13 protein-coding genes are annotated in these 16445 nt (G+C 55.4%); 10 read left to right on the top strand and 3 right to left on the bottom strand.

All coding sequences use genetic code 11. The features are described from left to right. Positions 1-499 precede the first annotated feature (499 nt). From dapB to H6G52_RS15290, 3 genes are all read left to right on the top strand, one after another. The gene (gene dapB / locus H6G52_RS15300) at positions 500-1327 is read left to right on the top strand and encodes a 4-hydroxy-tetrahydrodipicolinate reductase (RefSeq protein WP_099533583.1); all 828 of its coding nucleotides are present in this window, start codon (positions 500-502) and stop codon (positions 1325-1327) included. A 183-nt stretch (positions 1328-1510) separates the two neighbouring features. Next, the gene (locus tag H6G52_RS15295) at positions 1511-2374 is read left to right on the top strand and encodes a phosphate ABC transporter permease (RefSeq protein ID WP_199312458.1); all 864 of its coding nucleotides are present in this window, start codon (positions 1511-1513) and stop codon (positions 2372-2374) included. Positions 2375-2674: 300 nt separating this feature from the next. Further along, the gene (locus tag H6G52_RS15290) at positions 2675-4126 is read left to right on the top strand and encodes a tetratricopeptide repeat protein (protein WP_190529443.1); all 1452 of its coding nucleotides are present in this window, start codon (positions 2675-2677) and stop codon (positions 4124-4126) included. Positions 4127-4767: 641 nt separating this feature from the next. Here the strand turns inward: H6G52_RS15290 and H6G52_RS15285 are convergent. Next, positions 4768-6435 (bottom strand): iron uptake porin, encoded by a 1668-nt coding sequence (locus H6G52_RS15285; RefSeq protein ID WP_190529441.1) that lies wholly within the window; start codon positions 6433-6435, stop codon positions 4768-4770. Positions 6436-6943: 508 nt separating this feature from the next. Beyond that, positions 6944-8281 (bottom strand): gluconeogenesis factor YvcK family protein, encoded by a 1338-nt coding sequence (gene yvcK, locus H6G52_RS15280; RefSeq protein WP_234406959.1) that lies wholly within the window; start codon positions 8279-8281, stop codon positions 6944-6946. 272 nt (positions 8282-8553) lie between these two features. Between yvcK and H6G52_RS15275 the strand changes: the two genes are divergently transcribed. After that, positions 8554-8724, top strand: a complete 171-nt coding sequence (locus H6G52_RS15275) for a hypothetical protein (RefSeq protein ID WP_190529439.1) — start codon at positions 8554-8556, stop codon at positions 8722-8724. 186 nt (positions 8725-8910) lie between these two features. Beyond that, entirely contained in the window at positions 8911-9750 is an 840-nt protein-coding gene (locus H6G52_RS15270; RefSeq protein WP_099535602.1) for an ABC transporter ATP-binding protein, read from the top strand. Between the two features lie 71 nt (positions 9751-9821). Here the strand turns inward: H6G52_RS15270 and H6G52_RS15265 are convergent, their stop codons facing one another. Beyond that, positions 9822-10337 carry a 2TM domain-containing protein gene (locus H6G52_RS15265; RefSeq protein ID WP_099535604.1) on the bottom strand — a complete coding sequence of 172 codons (516 nt, stop codon included), beginning with the start codon at positions 10335-10337 and terminating at the stop codon, positions 9822-9824. Positions 10338-10529: 192 nt separating this feature from the next. On the opposite strand from H6G52_RS15265, the gene H6G52_RS15260 reads away from it, so the two are divergent. The 5 genes from H6G52_RS15260 to H6G52_RS15240 all read left to right on the top strand — a co-directional run bounded on the left by H6G52_RS15260 (position 10530) and on the right by H6G52_RS15240 (position 16354). Continuing rightward, entirely contained in the window at positions 10530-11408 is an 879-nt protein-coding gene (locus tag H6G52_RS15260) for an alpha/beta fold hydrolase (RefSeq protein WP_190529437.1), read from the top strand. A 348-nt stretch (positions 11409-11756) separates the two neighbouring features. After that, positions 11757-12857, top strand: coding sequence for a chorismate synthase (gene aroC / locus H6G52_RS15255; RefSeq protein ID WP_190529435.1), 1101 nt, complete (start codon positions 11757-11759; stop codon positions 12855-12857). Positions 12858-12972: 115 nt separating this feature from the next. Next, positions 12973-13878, top strand: a complete 906-nt coding sequence (locus H6G52_RS15250; protein ID WP_190529433.1) for an S-layer homology domain-containing protein — start codon at positions 12973-12975, stop codon at positions 13876-13878. Positions 13879-13967: 89 nt separating this feature from the next. Beyond that, a complete protein-coding gene (locus H6G52_RS15245) occupies positions 13968-14729 on the top strand; it encodes a hypothetical protein (protein ID WP_190529431.1) in 762 nt (253 codons plus the stop codon). 419 nt (positions 14730-15148) lie between these two features. Then, positions 15149-16354, top strand: coding sequence for a DUF1822 family protein (locus H6G52_RS15240; protein WP_190529429.1), 1206 nt, complete (start codon positions 15149-15151; stop codon positions 16352-16354). Positions 16355-16445 lie beyond the last annotated feature (91 nt).

Here is a 16445-nt window from a genome sequence, read left to right as displayed (position 1 = left end):
GCTGAGGCGCAAACGAAGCCGCATCACGGCAAACTACCAATATCTTATCGCTGACCCAGCTTCTGGCGAGGAAGCGTTCTTGGATTATTTTCCGCATAATCACGGTTATGGTTTGGCTGATTATGCTTGCCCCTAGTCGCTATTCTTGCGAAGAATAGATATTTTCGGGTCTAATATGACCAAATTGCAACGCAAAGAGCGCTCCACAGCATCTTCAGACCCTAAATTCAGCCAGGTAGCAATTAATACGGTGCTTTGAAAATACTCGATCGACTGTGAGCGAAGCGTGAACATTGGCCCTGGCCCGGGCGACAGTTTTGGGCGGGTTCGGGGTGGCTTGCCGGTCTTTGCTGGCTGATTTTCGGGGGCTGACAAATTTCAGGGGTTGGTTTATGGCAGGGGTTTGTTTTAGGTTGCCCATTTGTTTTAGGTTGTTGGTCTTGGTTGGCTTGATTTGGTTGACCGATTCTGTTTGTCTTTAACGCGGCGGTGAATGGGCATGACTCAAAATTCCCCAATTCCAGTAGTGGTGGTTGGTGCGGCTGGCAAGATGGGCCGTGAGGTGGTGAAGGCAGTGGCGGCTGCGCCCGATATGACCCTCATTGGGGCAGTCGATCGCGCGCCGGAGCTAGTGGGCCAGGATGTGGGCGAAGTGGTCGGCTGCGGCCCCTTAGAAGTGCCGATTTTGGATCAGCTAGAGGCGACTTTGGCCATGGCGGCCCAAGAGCGACAGTTAGGCGTGATGGTGGATTTCACGCACCCCAGTTCGGTTTATGAAAATGCGCGATCGGCGATCGCCTATGGCATTCGACCCGCGATCGGCACAACGGGGCTGAGTGAGCAACAGGTGCGCGAGTTGGCGGAATTTGCCGACAAGGCCAGCACCGGTTGCGCCATCATTCCCAACTTCTCGATCGGGATGGTGTTGCTTCAGCAGGCTGCGGTTCAAGCCTCCCAATATTTCGATCATGTGGAAATCATTGAGCTGCACCACAACCAAAAGGCCGACGCACCCAGCGGCACGGCCCTGCAAACGGTGCAACTGATGTCTGGATTGGGCAAAACCTTCAATCCGGCACAGGTGGAAGAAAAGGAGTTGATTCCCGGTGCGCGGGGCAGCTTGGCCGGCGACAATATCAATGTTCACAGCATTCGCTTGCCGGGTCTCATTGCTCACCAGGAGGTGATCTTTGGTGCGCCGGGCCAAATCTACACGCTGCGCCACGACACGAGCGATCGGGCCTGTTATATGCCCGGTGTGTTGCTGACGATTCGGAAGCTGATTGACCTGAAGTGCTTGGTTTATGGTCTTGAAAAACTGCTGTAGCAGCGCGACAACCTGATGTCGATCGGTCAAGGCCAATGGCCGTTGCCGTTACCCGATCACTAGGCAGCAAGGGGCTTCAGCCCCTTGTGAGGGCGACTGGCGTTGCCCTCCGATGGCTTAACCTTGTCCACTCGCCTCAGTGACTTCCTCAGAAACTTCCTCAGAACCGCCTCCGAACAACCTATGCTGGTTCCGCTGACCCGTGACGCTTTCGATCGCCTGATTCCCTCGATCGCCACCTATCCGCAATACCAATTCTATTGGGGGCGGCCGGCGGACTTCATTCGCCGCCTAGCCATTTCCGTGGTGGGCATGGTGGTGACCTGGTTGGGCAGCCTAGCCACGGGCGATGCGACGGGCCCCATTTGGTTTGTGCTGGGCTTTGCGGCAGCGCTCTATTGGTTTTGGGCCCCCATCTATTGGGCCAGCCTCCGCAATGGCAAAGTGCGCAAATTCGGCTATTGCGGTTTTTGGGAAGGTGAAATTCTGGATGTTTATGTGACTGAAGAGCTGGTGGGTCAAGAGGAAACGGTGAACCGCCAGGGCGAGTTGGTGATTGTGGAAAACCGGGAGCGTTGCCTCAACTTGGAAGTGGGCGATGAGACGGGATTTGAAACCCGTTTGCAGGCTCCGCTGCGTCGCGAGCACAAGGGCATTAAGCCGGGAATGCGGGCCCAAACCCTGATTTTGTCCGATCGCCCCGATTTGGGACGAGTGGCCCAAGTGGCTGATTTTTATCTTCCCGATCGCCAAGTTTGGATCAGTGACTATCCCCTGTTGCAGCGGGAAGCCTTTGAGGAGGTGAGCCGGGAGCTGAGCGACCCACCGCCAAATCGTCGATCGCGTCGGCCCAGCCGTCCGGCCCCAAGCCAGGAGACCGGCTTAGCCCGCCGCCCGGATCCGCGCGATCGGGCCCTGGCCCGTTATGATCGGCGTGATGCCTCCGAGGGGCGCGGGCGGTTTGATGATCTTGAAGATGACGTTGAGAACAGCGATTTCGAGAACTTTGAGGACGATCGCCGCGATCGCCCCCGTCGCCGCCGCTAGAACCTGAAAACGGCCCCAACAACACAAAAAAGCCCCAACCGTCGATCAAAGTCGATCAAAACAGACCCTGCTGCCCAGAATGCTCGCTAAATCCCAGGAACTGCTGACAGTTGGGTCAATTTGTCGGTTAGGGAATTGACGGAATGGGTTGAGCTTGGTATTCCTGATGTCAACATGAGCGTGCTTGACTGACCCTAACGATCCCCGATCGCCCCTTGTCACCCGAAACCGCTCGATCGCCTAACCTCGCTGAATTCCGTCTTTTGGATCCCTATCGCGCGTTAGCTCGTCGATCAGCCTGTGGAACCCCTATCCTTTTCCGATCCGTTTAATGGTGCATCGTCGCCCGGGGTGACCCTATTTGGGCCGCCACATCTTGCGCCCGGGGCAATTGGGGGAGCGGATTGGTTGCCCCCAGTGCCGCCAGAGGAGATGGTTAGCGAAGTAACCGTCATGCCCGAGCATTCTGCGGACTGGTTGTTGCAGCAGTGGTTGGATCTGGGGCTTCAGCAGCTCGAAGCCAGCAATTATCCTGGGGCGATCGAAGCCTTTGAACGGGCCCTTGATATCCAATCTGACTTAACCGTTGCTCGCCACGGCCGGGCGATCGCCCTAGTGGGAGCCAAGGCCTATGCCGAAGCTCTCCCGGAACTGGAGGCACTCCTGCAACAAATTCCGCACCAAATGGATCTTTGGGGGAACTATGGCCATGCCCTCGCTGCCATGGAGCGTCACGAGGAAGCCCTTGCCGCCTATCGCCACATCCTGGCCATTGATCCCAACGTTGTCAATGCCTGGCTCGATTGTGGGCGGTTGCTGCAAACCCTAGACCGCTGGGGCGAGGCCGCCGCCGCCTATGAACGGGCTTTGGAGTTGCAACCCACCGCCAGCACGGCCTGGTTCGCCCGGGGAATGCTTCAGAAAAAGCTCGGTCAACGGGCCCAAGCCCTGGAGTCCTTTGAACGCACCCTTTCGATCGATCCCCATTGCAAGGAAGCCTGGAACTATCGTGGCAACTTGCTCGAAGATTTGGGCCGCACCCAGGAAGCCCGCGAGGCCTATCAACGGGCGATCGACCTGGATCCTCAATATGCCGAAGCTTGGAATAACCTAGGCATTGCCCTCGATAGCCAACAGGCCCACCAGGAAGCCCTGGAAGCCTTTCACCAGTCTTTGGCCAGCGATCCGAATAATCCCGATGTGTGGAATAACTGTGGCCTCACCTTGGACAGTCTGGGGCAATTAGGCGAGGCCGTGACCGCGTTCGATCGCGCCTTGGCACTCACCCAAAACAGTCACTGGAAATCCTGGGCAAATCGGGGCTGTGTCCTTTGGCGGCTCCACGGCTACGCGGCCGCCCTCAAAAACTGGAATCAGGGCATCGACTCCCTCAATCGCCAAGCCCCAGACTACGCCCTCGGTTGCGGCATTTTGCACTATCACAAGGGTCGGGCCCATGTGGATGAAGGCCAGCGCCACTCCGATGCCTTCCCCTACTTGCAAGAGGCGCGACTCTGTTTTGAGCAAGCCCTCAATTTCCTCACGCCCGATCGCCATCCAGATTGGTATTTAGAAGCGGCCCAAGGGGCGATCGACACGTATCGGGCCCTGGGTAATGCAGACCAAGCTCAAGCCCTGATGTATAGCGCCACGGAGCTGCTGCGCCGCCGAATGCGCGAAACGGACTGCACCAGCCAAAAAATGGCCCTCGCGAACAAGCTGGCTAGCTTCTACCAAAACGGGCGATCGTAGCGATTGGTCGTTGGAATGATTAATCCCTTAGCCAGAATTATTATTTGTAGTTACAGCCTTTACCTAGAACGATTGGTACGTCATATTACAGATGCCATAAAGCAATTATGAGGTGGGCTTAGGGTGTGTCGTCAAATCACCTGAAACCCTGATTCCACCGTTAGCAGATCGTGGGGGACAAGGGGCTTAAGCCCCTTGTTACAGCGACTGGGACATGGAAAATCAATCGTTTCCGCCTGATCCTAGGAAATGACGATAGGCCCCAAGCCCCTTGTGAATATGACTGAGGTTTTCAACAAAAAAACTGCGATCGGGCGATCGCAGTTCGTCAAAAAGGTGAGGATAAAAGAACGAGAAAATCATTCAAGAATTGGGCAACGATGATTCCATGAATGATTGGGAATTTGGACAAAATCACGGGTCGTGAGTCGATCGAGCCACTGGATATTCAGTAACCGCCATTGATCCGGCTTCAGCCGATTTCAGCAGTTTCCACAACACCAATTACCTCAATCGCTTCTCCCCCGTAATTTGGGTCATCATCCGGTTTGTGCTCAAGTTTTGTGCTCAAGTTTAACGATCGAACCATTCGCCCCAATTGATCGTTCAAACCCTGATTTTGGGTCAGGAGCACCAGGAACCTAGAAACTGAACTCGGTGCGCACCACGCCCAAAACGGCCGTGTTGTTGTCGTTGCCCGTGTCCGCATTGAAAACCGCAATCACCCCCGGAGTGATCGAAATGAAGTCGTTCACGGCCCAGCGGTAGAGCGCTTCCACGTGGATCGGTGTTTCGTCATCCTCTTCCACGCCATCCGCACTGATCACCGTCGGCGGCTGACCCACCAACAAGGATCCCAGGTTGCCTTCTTTGCCCAAGTCAGGGAAGACCAAACCCACAGCCCAGTTCAGCACGTCGATGCTGTCGTCGCTTTGGGCATCTTCCGCCTTGGTGTAACCAACCCAACCGTTCAAGCCCACCTTGGGCGAGAACAGATAGTTAGCTTGCAGGCCAACACTGTTGCTGATCGCGGAATGGTCGCCAAAGGGGTTGATTGTGCGTCGCGTGCCGGTGCGACCCAACAGGCCCAAGTCTTCGTCGGCGTATTGGTAATCGTCGTTGGAGTAGTAGCTGTGGGCAAAGAACAGGCCAGCGCTGAAGCGGCTGTCACTGCTCTTGTAGTTCAAGCTGGCGCTGGCGCTGTAGCTACCGCCGAAGAGACCGCTGCCATCGCTGGGGCTGGCGGCGTTGCCGGCCATGTAGGCGGCCCCGATCGACCATTGATCGCTGGGACTCCAAACAAAGCCCACCCCGGCATCGGCCGGTTGACGCAACACGGGCGGCCGATCGCCAAATCGCGACAGGGCCCCGGAACCATCGCCATAGAGGAAGGGGTTGTGGGTGTCGTGGATGTCATCCAAATCCAACCCGGTGGTTCCCACAAGGGCTTCCACTTTTTCCCCGATCGGGAAGCGATAGCCCAAATAGGTCAGGCTGATTTGGTTGCTGTTGCCGTCGCCGTAGCTCAGGGAACCCAAGCCCGTCACATCGTTCAGCGGATTCTGAACATTGTTGGTTTCCAAACGGGTGGTCAGGGTGTCTTGGCCCGTGAAGCTGGTGTTGAACACCAATCGCACCCGATTGCTGAAGGTGACGTTTTCGGCGTTGCTGTCGTCGTCATCGCCCGTGAGGGTTCCCCCTTGCAAACCAAGGATGGCGTTCCCGGTCAACTTGGTGGTGGTGGAGAATTGGGTTTTCTCCAGGTAAGAGATCCGGCCTTCCAGGGTGTCTACGCGACCCCGCAGGGCGGCCAGCTCGGTCTTGAACATGTCCTGCAATTTCTTCAGGACTTCCAGATCGGCCTTGGTGGCGTAGTCGGCCACGTTGGTCACGAGCAATTCTTGGATTCGATCGAGGCAAGCATTCAAACCGGCCGCGAACTCGTAGCGGGTCATGGCCCGGTTGCCCTTGTAGGTTCCGTCGGGATAACCGGCGATGCAACCGTAGCGCTCAACCAGCGATTGCAGGGCTTGGAAGGCCCAATCGGTGGGTTGCACGTCCGACAGTTGCGAGACGGAGGTGACCTGATCGGCGCTGCTGGCGCGGCGGTTGCGTCCCTCTTGGCCGTATTGGTTGAGGTCGTTGATCAGCTCGCTGGTGTCGGCCACGGCCCCGATCGAGTCGGGATTGGCCAAGTCAGGGCTAGTGGAATTAACGGATTGGGCCAAGGCCGGTGCAGCGGGAGCCGCCGCCAACAGGGCCAGGGCAGCGATCGGGGTTAAGCGCGATCGCCAATGGAACCGAGACATATGCAAACCTCACACGAAAAATCTGAGTCCATTGCAAACTGAATTCATCCCCAGCCTTTAACCATCAAAAGCTGGCAGCAATTCCTCAAAATCACTGCCCTCCCAAGGTCGCCAGCCCAGAGCCAAATCCCTTCGCATCCATCAAAAAGATAATGATTCTCAATCTGATTTATGAAAAGATAATTAAGCGGCGATGAATCAGTTTTGATAGTCATTCTAGCGAATTCTAGATCGATCTAAGGCAGAACAAAGACAAAATATTATTGATTTTGGATCTCAATAGGGTGATGTAAATTCTACGTGAAATTACTGGGATCAAACGTTCAAAATTACAAAACAACCCCCGCAACAGCAAGTCCCCAGCCGACAGGTGCAGTAGGTTCCAGGGCATGAATTTTGATTGGATATGGAGCCGATCGAGCCGTTTCAAGCGATCGACTCCTTCGCGCCGCTCAACCCGATCCAGCCGATCAGCGATTTTGGCCCCAGGGCAATGGCGCAATTGGCCCTAAGAATTCTCGAGATTGTGGGCAGCAGCGCGATCGAACCAACGGAGCAGCACGCGGGCTAACTTGCCCGAGTGGTGGCGAATTAGTCCCGTGTGGGGATCTTCGTCAATGACGTTGGCAATCACGATCCGGCGACCCAGACGCGCCACCGCTTCCCGATCGAGCTGAATGGGGTGGCTATGTTCGCGGGCATAGCGATCGAGGGTTTTGGGGGATGGGGGATTTTTTTGCACCAACACCGCATCAAACAATTTGTGACCACAGGCCTGGTCGATCGCTCGGATGTGATCCGAAACGGTGTAGCCCTCCGTTTCTCCCGGTTGGCTCATCACGTTGCATACATAGATTCGAGGAGCCGGACAACGGGCGATCGCCTCAGTAATTTCCGGAACCAGCAGATTGGGGATCACGCTCGTGTACAGACTGCCGGGGCCAATGATGATGTAGTCCGCCGACTCGATCGCCTCGATCGCCCGAGGCACGGCCCGAGGATTAGACGGCGTGCAACCAATGCGGGCAATTTGCCCATGGGCCTCGCTGATGTTCGACTCGCCCTCCACGTAACGGCCATCGGTTAGCTCGGCCCAGAGCACCACATCCTCCAGCGTGGCCGGCAACACCCGCCCCTGCACCGCCAGGACTTGGGAACTGGCATCGATCGCCTGTTCCAAGTCTCCCGTGATGTCGCTCATGGCCGTCAAAAACAAGTTGCCAAAGCTGTGGCCCGCCAACCCGCTGCCGGTGGTGAAGCGATATTGAAACAAAGCCGTCATCAACCGCTCTTCCGCCGACAGGGCCGCCAAGCAATTGCGAATATCCCCCGGTGGCAGCACCCCAAAATCGCGCCGCAGCCGTCCTGAAGATCCGCCATCATCCGCCACCGTCACGATGGCAGTGATGTTGGCGCTGTATTGCTTGAGGCCGCGCAACAGGGTTGAAAGACCCGTGCCACCCCCGATCGCCACAATGCGCGGCCCCCGATTCAGCCGCCGATGGGTCAAGAGGCGATCGATCAACTCCTCATCCCCATCGGGCATCAGCACTTCCGCGATCGTTCCCAGGGTGCGCGTTTGTCCCCACAACACCAGCCCCAACCCCCCCGCCAACACCAGCGGCCCAGAAACATTATTGGGAATTAGGGTGGCCAAGCGCCCCACAAACTCTTGCAAAAACTGAGTGGTGTAAAACACCGGGGTTTGCTTTGTCCAAATGGCCGCCCCAAACCACACCAATACCGCCCCGCTCGCACTGGTCAACAGCCAGCGCTTGACCAACAAACCCGGCGCAAGCCACTTCACCCATTGGTTAACCCGTTTGGGAGCGCGGCGCTGCAAAATGGCTCGCGGTAGGTTGCTGAGCCAGTGAACGGTTGAGTAGGACAGTCGATTCTTCAAGGGAAAGGTGGGGAAAAACGGACAAACGAAGCCAAGGCAAGCAGAATCAACAACAAGCACTGGGGCCACAACGGCGGCAACGGCAGCAGTTACCGGGATGCAGGGGAATTAAACCATTGGTGGGGGATCGGGTTCTGGCCAATGGCTACCGTCTCCTTCAAGCACGTATTCAAGAACATCTTTAAGGACGTAGGCTTAACACCCATGGATCCCCGTTGTTGGCGGTGATTGAGCCGGTGATTAATCCGCTAATCCTGAATCCCGATCGCCCCAGCCTGGATCCGCAAACGGGCGGGCTAAAATGGCGAGCAACGGAATTAACCGTTTCCAACCGTCGTAATTTCCATGAGGATAGCGCGTTGCGGATTGGATCCCGGGATGAGTAGCCCGCTCGGTGGGCTGGCATGGCTGGGAATGCTGGCTGCTGGTCAGTCGGTCTGGTTCGTGCGGCGAGACCAGTTCAACCCATCGATCGCAACCCATTGGTCGCAACCCATCAACCGCCAAATTTGCCGCGATCGGATCCAAAACAGCAAGCAATCACAGCAAGCAATCACCCAATCATTCCAGCCATGTCTCAATCCCTGGTTTGTGGCGGATCGGCGAACCCGCTGCCCCTTGATCGCCCCTTGGTGGAACTGCGCGGGGTCAGCAAAACGCTGGGCGATCGCAAAATTCTCGATCGAGTGGATTTCGCCATTTATCCCAACGAGGCGATCGCGATTATTGGCCCCTCCGGCACAGGAAAATCAACCATCTTACGGGTGATTAGTGGCCTGTTGGAACCCGACGAAGGCGAGGTTTATTTGTTAGGAGAACCTCGCCAAGGCCTGCTGGGCGACAGCCACGAACCAGAGGGGGTAGAAATCAAGTTGGTGTTTCAGCAAGCCGCCCTGTTTGATTCCTTGACGGTGGGCGAAAATGTGGGATTTTCCTTGCTGGAGGCGGGTCAGTTGCCCCCGCGCGAAATTCAAAAATTGGTCGATCGCGCCCTGGAGCGGGTGGGGTTGCCGGCCATTGCCGATCGCTACCCGGCGGAGTTGTCGGGCGGCATGAAAAAACGGGTCAGTTTTGCCCGCGCCATCATTGAAAATCCTGCTCCCGATGGCACACCTATTCCCGAAGTGTTGCTCTATGACGAGCCAACGGCTGGCCTTGACCCGATCGCCTCCACAATTGTGGAAGACCTGATGCGGGAACTGAGCCAAAAGGTCAATTTTTGCTCAACCTATGTGGTCGTGACCCACCAGGACAGCACCATTCGTCGCACAGCCGATCGGGTGGTGTTTTTGTATGATGGGCGCATTCGTTGGCAGGGGAAAATCCAGGAAATTGACACCACTGATAATCCCTACGTGCGCCAGTTTTTCAACAGCGCGATCGAGGGGCCAATTCAGGTGGTCACCGCCTAGTTAAAATTCAGGTTTAGTAGCTCCAATTGATCCAAGATTCAGCCAGAATTCAGCCAAAATTGGGAGTTGCTTTAATCCCAATCATCCACGGTTTTTTGCTGAAGTTGCCATTTTTGGAACCGTTTTTCAAAGTCTTCCGTATCCGGTTGCAAAGACTTCCAAGCATCCAGGGCAATGAACATTCCCCACCCCAAACCCAAGGTGAGCGACCAGCCCAAATGGCCCGAGGAAACCAAGTCAATCAGTAATAAAAAACCGTTGACAATGCCAAATTTACCGAGGTTTAACTTGAGGCGCTGCCGTTGGGCGGCCACGAATTGTTGACGTTGCGATCGATCCCCATTTTGAGCCAACCAACGCTGTTCGGCTGCATATAAATCAGTGCGATCGATCCCAATTTCATCGGCCAATTCCAGAAGCTGACTGCGGGAATATTGCTCAATATCTTGGCGACGGGCGATCGCAAGTTGCAAAATTTCCTGCACCGCATCCCGATCGTAATTATCGCGGGTGGGCACATCGATGAAGCGGGAGTCGGAACCGCGTGCATCAGGATTGGCTAAGGGCGATCGATCAGCGTTAGTCATAGGTGGGTCATATCTGGTCTTGGCCGTTGTTTATGGAACAGGCGGGGCCACCTGCGATCGGGCGATGAACTCGGCGATCCAAAACTTCAGCAATCTCACTCAGCGATCTCAACCGAACTAGACGATCTAACTCGGTCATCGAACTACGAATCATAATATCGATGTTCCTATGGTAATGAGGTTGATCAACCGTTGGCTGCTTTTGAACAGGCCCCAGCAATTCCTCAAACCATCCCGCAAGCGCTCCATGTGGAAACCCGCGGCCGGGGGCTGCCGCTGTTGTGTTTGCATGGTCACCCCGGCTCTGGGCGCAGTATGCGAGTGTTTACGCGCCATTGGGCCGATCGATTCTGGACGATCGCGCCGGATTTGCGGGGATATGGCCGCAGTCGATCGGGGGGTGACTTTGCCATGGAAGCCCACATTGCGGATTTGGTGGCCCTGCTCGATCGACTCCAAATTGACCAAGCCCTTGTCTTGGGTTGGTCTTTGGGGGGAATTTTGGCCCTGGAGTTAGCCCTGCGACATCCCGATCGAGTGCAAGGGCTGATTCTGATTGCCACGGCGGCCCGTCCCCGCAGCGCCCCCATGCCCAGCCAACGATGGGACTTGGCCTACACCCTGATTGCAGCTCTGTTGAATGGGGTATGGCCTGGTTGGGCTTGGAATATTCGGCAATTTGGCGAGCGATCGCTCCTGCGCTACCTGATTCAACGCCACACCCCCGAAACCTATCGCTACTTGGCTGAATCGGCGGTGTGGGATGTGTTGCAAACCTCAGGGGCAGCCACCCGATCGCTGCATCAGGCGCTGCAGGCTGGATACGATCGCCGGGCGGATTTGGTTAAAATTCGCTGCCCCGCACTGGTGATGGCCGGAGCGGGCGATCGCCACATCACCCCGATCGCCAGCCTGGAAACCGCCACCGGCTTACCCCGCAGCCAGTGGCACTGTTATGACGGCGTGGCACACCTGTTTCCTTGGGAAATTCCCGACCGGGTTTTGGCAGACATCGACCACTGGCTTCAGGAACAGGGTTTTGGGCCACTCGATTCACCCCAGCAACGCTAGTCGTCGTGGGGGAGCAAGGGGCTTAAGCCCCTTGTCTATGCCGATCGATGGGGCTTCTTGTCTGTGCCGATCGATGGGTCCCACCAGCTAGTTCCGTAGGTTGGGTTGAGCTTTGCGAAACCCAACTCAATCACTGCAAGCCTTGCTGCTGTTGGGTTTCGTATCTCAACCCAACCTACGAAATGATCGTTAATTAGCCTATCTTGATCAGAGAGGGTTAATTCGTGCAAGAGGTCTATCCTCTCCGGCCCACAGTCTGGGAACGCGGAGGCGAGTGATAGGATACAAATTCGACTAATCAGCGCCACTCCACAGGCCGATCGCACCGCCGCACCACACAAAGTCACCATGGGCAACACGTTTGGACATCTGTTTCGGATCACCACCTTTGGCGAATCCCACGGTGGTGGGGTGGGCGTTGTGATCGATGGTTGCCCGCCCCGGTTGCCCCTAACGGCCGAAGAAATTCAAGTGGAACTCGATCGCCGCCGGCCCGGCCAAAGCAAAATCACCACGCCTCGCAAGGAAACCGACCAGTGCGAAATCCTTTCAGGCGTGTTTGAGGGCAAGACCCTGGGCACGCCAATCGCGATTTTGGTGCGCAACAAGGATACCCGGCCCCAGGACTACGACGAGATGGCCAAGACCTATCGCCCGTCCCACGCCGACGCGACCTACGACGCGAAATATGGGTTTCGCAACTGGCAGGGTGGCGGTCGATCGTCCGCGCGCGAAACGATCGGGCGGGTGGCCGCCGGAGCGATCGCTAAGAAGATCCTGCGGGAGTTTGGCAACATCGAAATCGTCGGCTACGTGAAGCGGATTAAGGATCTCGAAGCGGCGATCGACCCGCTGGCCGTGACCACAGAACAGGTGGAAAGCAACATTCTGCGATCGCCCGATGGGGACTTTGCGGAACGGGCGATCGCCCTGATTGAATCAATCCGCGATGAGGGTGATTCCGTCGGCGGCGTGGTGGAATGCGTTGTGCGGAATGTGCCGATGGGCTTGGGGTCGCCCGTGTTCGATCGCCTGGAAGCCGATCTGGCCAAGGCGGTGATGTCCCTGCCCGCCACCAAAGGGTTTGAGGTGGGGTCGGGTTTTGCGGGCACGTTGCTGAAGGGCAGCGAACACAACGACGAGTTTTACACGGACGAAGCGGGCAAACTGCGAACGACGACGAACCGATCGGGCGGAGTCCAAGGCGGCATCAGCAACGGCGAACCGGTCGTGATCCGAATTGCCTTCAAGCCCACGGCCACGATCCGCAAGGCCCAAAACACCGTCGATCAAACCGGGGAAGCCAAGGTGCTGGCGGGCAAGGGTCGCCACGATCCCTGTGTGCTGCCCCGGGCCGTGCCGATGGTGGAGGCGATGGTGGCGTTGGTGGTTTGCGATCATTTGCTGCGCGATCGGGCCCAATGCCACACCCTCGAAGATTTGGCATAGCGTAGAGATTGCGTTGAGATCAGCCAAATTGAGATCAGCCAAATCGAGATCAGCCAAGTCGAGATCGGGTATGTCGAGATTGAGGATGTCAGGATCGGCCAAGTCGAGATTCGGCATGGCGGGCATAGTGGGGTTGCTGTGCGGCCTAGTGCCCTTGGGTTTGGGCGGCTGTGCCGACGATGGTGCAGTCAGCCGCGCCTTGGAGCAATCCCTCGCGCCCGACCCGGCCTTGCAAGCGAGTCCCAGCCCCACCGTTCAACCCAGCCCGAGTCCGAGCTTGACCGCTCCGACTCCTGACCCGATCGCCAGCCCGATCGCCCCCAGCCCCAGCCCCACGGCTCAACCCAGCCCGATCGCCAGCCTCTCTCAGGAATTGCAACCCTACTGGCAAGATTGGCGTAAACTCAACAGCCTTCAGGGTCTCCAGGATCCGAACCAAATCGTAACCCGGCGGCAATTTGCCCGCTGGCTCGTGAGCGCCAATAACCAACTGTTCCAAAACCGCCCGGCCTGGCAGGTGCGATCGGCCAGTGCCACCAGCCAGCCCCTCTTCACCGATGTGCCCACCACAGATCCAGACTTCGCCGCCATCCAAGGCTTAGCCGAAGCGGGCATTATTCCCAGTCGCTTAACCGGCAACAACAGCCCCACCTTCAGCCCCGATGGGCCCCTCACGCGAGAAGCCATGGTGCTGTGGAAAGTGCCCCTCGATTTGCGTCGTCCCTTGCCGCCGGCCACCGTGGAAACCGTGCAAAAGGCTTGGGGATTTTTGGACGCAACCAAGGTAGATGCCCAGACCCTCCGGGCGATCGCGGCCGATCGCGAGAACGGCGAACTCTCCAACATTCGCCGGGTCTTTGGGTTCACCACCCTTCTGCAACCCAAAAAACCGATCACCCAAGGGGAAGCCGCCGCCGCTCTCTGGTACTTCGGCCCCGAAGGCCAAGGCATCACCGCCAAGGATTTGCTCAGTAATGCACCGTCCCCGATCGCCCCGCCAGCTTCCCCGGCCGTAAACTAAACGCAACTTATTTCAACGCTTTGCACCAACGCTTTGCACAAATTTTGGTGACCGCTGCGATAGAAAGATGATTGCCGGCCTCAACATCGATGTCTATCAGGTCTTCGTCTGTGGTGCGATTCACCTTTCAGCCTCCACCGCCAGGATCCCCCGATCCCGATCGCGATCGCCAATTAAATCAAACCCTCCAGGCCTTGGTGCTGCGGACCCAAAGTCTACCGCCCCAAAGTCTAGAGTTCAAAAAAGCGATCCAACAGGTGGTGAAACTTGTTTGTGAATCGAACCGGCTTCGGCGTTCTCTAAGCACCCAGAAGGTTTATCGAGATCACCCCCGTTATGGGGAGTTTTATCACGAGGCATTCTGTCGCTTGCTCGATTGGCTACCCACAGCCATTCAAAAGAAACAGTACGATCCCGATCGGGGTGAAGTCATGACCTGGCTCAACAACAAACTTCAGTATTTGTTTAAGGATGCTGTTCGAGATTTAACCGGCGTGCGCACACCCTTTGCAGTCGGTGTAGATCTGGAAAACCTGGATGAGCAGGGTGAACTACCCGCCGATATGACCCCTTGGTCAGCACTCATGGCCCAAGAAGAGTTGGATCCATCGGAAGTTTGGCGACTTTACAAAGCCCAAGATCCTGATGGGTTACTCCAAAAAGTGGTTCTCGGATCAATCCGCCTTGAACAACTGATTGATGCTAAAAACCAAGGAAAGAGTATGCGGAAATTGGCAATTGAACTATCCGTCAATGCCAATACACTCAGCTCCATCTACACTCGCCATAAAGATCAATTCTTCGAGTCGGTTCGGCGCTTTAGGCAGTCGCTCCAACCGCCCGATGAATAGCCTAATTTACGCAGAAATTTCCTTGAACTTAGTTTTTCAAGAAAAATCTCCTCGTGAATTGGCTCATTAAATCTAGAGATTCATCTCCTAATACACCCACTCTCTTCATTTTTATCATTCTTGTCACTCTTTCAGTGTCAAACCCATTCTTTAGCAAAAACCCTCTAAGAGGAGACAGTATTCTCGATTCAGGTGGCTTTAGATTTTTAGTTGCCTCTTTCAATTGCTTCTTCTAATTGGTGATTGACCAAATATTGATCAACTCAAATCGGGGACTACCATCCCTAGTCTTTGGTTTTTCAAAGTTGGTATTGTCAATCAGAATTAGCCATTGGAAATCACTTGAAATCAACCCGAAACAAACTTGAATTTCAATCAAAATTGAGTTGGTTAATCCTCCAATGACGGACAAATAGATCATGACCCTTGACCCCACTTCACCCAATCCTCAAACCACAGAAACCAACCAGTTTCACGAAACAATTACAATTCCCTTGCGCGCCAAACACCGAGCCACCGCTGAACAATTTGCCAAGGCCGCAATGCATCCAGACCAGCGTGATGTGATCTATCACAACACATTGGCGATCCTAGCCCTCAGCGATTGGTTACATTGGCTGCAAATTCCCCATTCCCATCAGAATTGCGAGAGCTGGGATCCTGTAATTAGAGGATTTGATGATGTGGCAGATTTGGCGATCGAGGAAGTCGGTCGAGTAGAATGCCGGCCAGTTTTTTCGGGGGCTGATTCCTTGGAGATTGCACCAGAATCCCAAGCCGATCGAGTAGGCTACTTTGCCATTGGCTTGGATTTGCAGACAGTCGATCGCCCCGAAGCCACTTTGATTGGTTTTATACCCACATCAGCCTTGTTCGATCGAGAACAAATTTGGCTATCAGAACTCCAATCTTTAGATGATTTCCTAGAGTGGTGGGATGCAAAGATTGCAGAAACTCGCGCTGTAAATTCTGAAACTAGTCAACAGCGTGTTTCAACTAGCAATCCAGTAGTCAGCTCAGAAATTGATTCCAAGATCAATCCAGAGATTAACCCAGAGATTAACCCAGCAATTAATCCTAGAACGAACCCAGAGCCGGATCCAGAAATCTATCCAGAAGTCCAACCAACGGGAGCCAAACCGGCCGTTTCCCTGATGCCTTGGCTCAACAATCAATTTGAGCATGGTTGGCAGAGCCTAAGCAGTTTATTACAAGACATCCTAGAGCCAGATTCTTTTAGAGTTGGCTACCGAAAACAGCCGAAAATCACAGGGGCAAAACTCCTGGTGATCAAGAATTTGGAAAAGCCAATTCTTCTGAGTGTGGACATTGGCCACCATGAACTCACCGAGGAAGAAGCAAGCAGTCCCGAGAACTTGCCTGAGAGTCTCCGGCTGTGGGACATCACCATTCAGCTGCGAAATTTGGATGTGGAAATGCTTTTACCCAACGAATTGCAACTCACACTTTTGGATCATTTGGGACAAGCTATTGAGCAGGCCACCCCAGAGATCCACACAGGTCTAACAATTGATCTCATTGCAAACCCTGGGGAAACCTTCATGGCGCAAGTGGTGCTGGGGGATTTTAAAGTTATTGAAACTTTAACTGCACCGTCGTTGTAATTCGTGCCCGCTCGCTAGGGTTCGATAAAATGTGTCTGGTTTCGTCAGGGCTTCCATGGCACACATTTGGGGTTTACAAGCGCTAAACTGC

Origin of the sequence: Limnothrix sp. FACHB-881 (genome assembly GCF_014698135.1) — a bacterium.
Lineage (GTDB): Bacteria > Cyanobacteriota > Cyanobacteriia > CACIAM-69d > CACIAM-69d > CACIAM-69d.
The sequence above is the reverse complement of the archived record's forward strand: the minus strand, read 5'-3'. Positions and strand labels throughout refer to the sequence as shown.